General features: G+C 62.8%; 2 protein-coding genes. Both read right to left on the minus strand.

The features are described from left to right. The coding region (locus tag EBB59_RS13200; RefSeq protein WP_147455624.1) for a hypothetical protein at window positions 1-1,310 on the minus strand (1,310 nt) is incomplete at its 3' end. Continuing rightward, a partial coding sequence (locus tag EBB59_RS13975) for a hypothetical protein (protein ID WP_158601817.1) occupies window positions 1,307-1,842 on the minus strand: 536 nt, incomplete at its 5' end. The genes EBB59_RS13200 and EBB59_RS13975, both read right to left, overlap by 4 nt.

Raw genomic sequence — 1,842 nt, forward strand, 5'->3', positions numbered from 1 at the left:
TGTTGCAGGGCGTGCGCTTCCAACTGCTGCTGGCTTTCTTGCTGGCTGGGCGGCGCCTCGCGCAGGCTGATGTCCGCGCGCATCCCCGGCACGTCGCCCAGCACGTGTACTTCGTCCTTCGTCACCACCAGCCCCCACAGGTTGTGCGTGTTGACGCCGTTGATGTGGGACTGCGCCGTGATTTGCGTCAGACGGTCTTCCGAGGTCTCGGCCGGCAATTCGGCCTTCAAGGCGCGGTACAGGGCGTGCTGCGGGTGTGACGTGTGGGACAGGCCGCGTCCCGCTGGTTCGCTGGGGGCGGACAACGCCTGCGCCAACGCCTCGCGCGGGCTTTGGTCGCCGGTGCGGATGCCCAGGTCGCTGAGCGTGCCGCTGCCGACGATGCGTTCGCCGCGCAGGTTCTCGTAGCGCAGGGTGTTGCCCCGCCCGCCCAGGTCGAGGCCCGCTTGCTCGATCTGCCGGGGATCGAGGCCCAGGCGATCCATATCCAGGCGAAGGGTGTCGCTGGCCCCCAGGGTCTGACGATAGCTCGCCATCACGCCGATCGCCCAGGCGCCGTAGTAGTTGCGGTAGTTGTAATCCACCCCCATGCCGCGAAGCCCCGGCTCCGGTTGCACGTCGCGGTCGAAGTGGCAGCGCGACATGGCTTCGACGTTGGTTTGGTAATCCGGGTATTTTTCGTTCAAGTCCAAGCGGCCTTCGGCGGAGAGTTTCAGGCCAGGAGTGGGAGTCAGCAATTCATCAACGCAATGCGTACTTGGCGCCACACGCATTAAGAAAGCAGGTTGGTTGTAATCCCCCCCCATTTCCTGTTTCACACGGCCATGCACGGCGTTCCAGCCGAAGGATTCGGCCAGGGCTTCGTCCCGCCGCATGTGGCCGATGTAACGCTCGAGTGCCTCGGTATGGTCGGGACGCTCGTCGAGGCTGGCGTTGTAAAGATCCGTCGCCAATCTCTCGGTGGCGATCGCACGGCCCCGGCGCACGATGGCGTGGCCGGTCTCGTGGCCCAATACGCCGGTCAGGACGTCGAGCTGAATGGGTTTCTTATTACTATCCCCCCATGCACGAGGTGACAGATGAATGACCGACTCCTTTCTGTCGTAGAACCCCGCCACGCCCGGCCTGCCGGACGAGTACGTCACCTGGCGCAGGAATCCCGACTTGGCCGCGTCGGTCATGTATCGCTGCAAATCGGGCGAACTGGCGATCGCCGCCTCGATGTCCTGGTACCGACCCGGGTCAAAGCCGCCTTGCTCGCGGGTGCGGCGGAGGATGGCCTGCACCTCGGGACTCAAATTCTTGCTCATTCCACACGTACTCCCATGCTGATACTCACCTGTGCCACGCAGCTTTCTTTCCCGCCATCCGGCTTCTCGTGGGTGTAAGTCCATAGCCCCACGCTTAGACCGATGTCACCAAAACGCTTTCTGAAAGCCGCCCTGAGTTTGTGCCCCACCCATACGCCATCCTCGAAGCCCCGCGTCAGCAACATCTCCCTGAACGCCTGGTAGGTATACCGGCATGGAATGTCGGGCGAGGTAGCGCCTGCATTGTGGTTGAAAATGTTCACGCCATAGGTGGTGTCCTCGCCCGTGGGATGCATCACCGATACCCGAAAACGCCCGCCATCGGTCAGGTCATCGAAGTATTCACTGCGGAAGTTCTCCCTGCCCTGTGCTGGCGGAATCACCAACCCCAGTTGCTTCTGGATGTTGTCGATATGGGTGTCTTCCAGCTTTTGCAGGCTGTCGATGTAGCGGAATATCCGCGTCTCCAACGCGGCCGAGCTCAACCGCCCGTTCTGTTGCCGCGCCGCCAGAATCGCCGCGCTCGGCTCAG

Source organism: Solilutibacter pythonis, from assembly GCF_003697345.1.
GTDB lineage: Bacteria > Pseudomonadota > Gammaproteobacteria > Xanthomonadales > Xanthomonadaceae > Solilutibacter > Solilutibacter pythonis.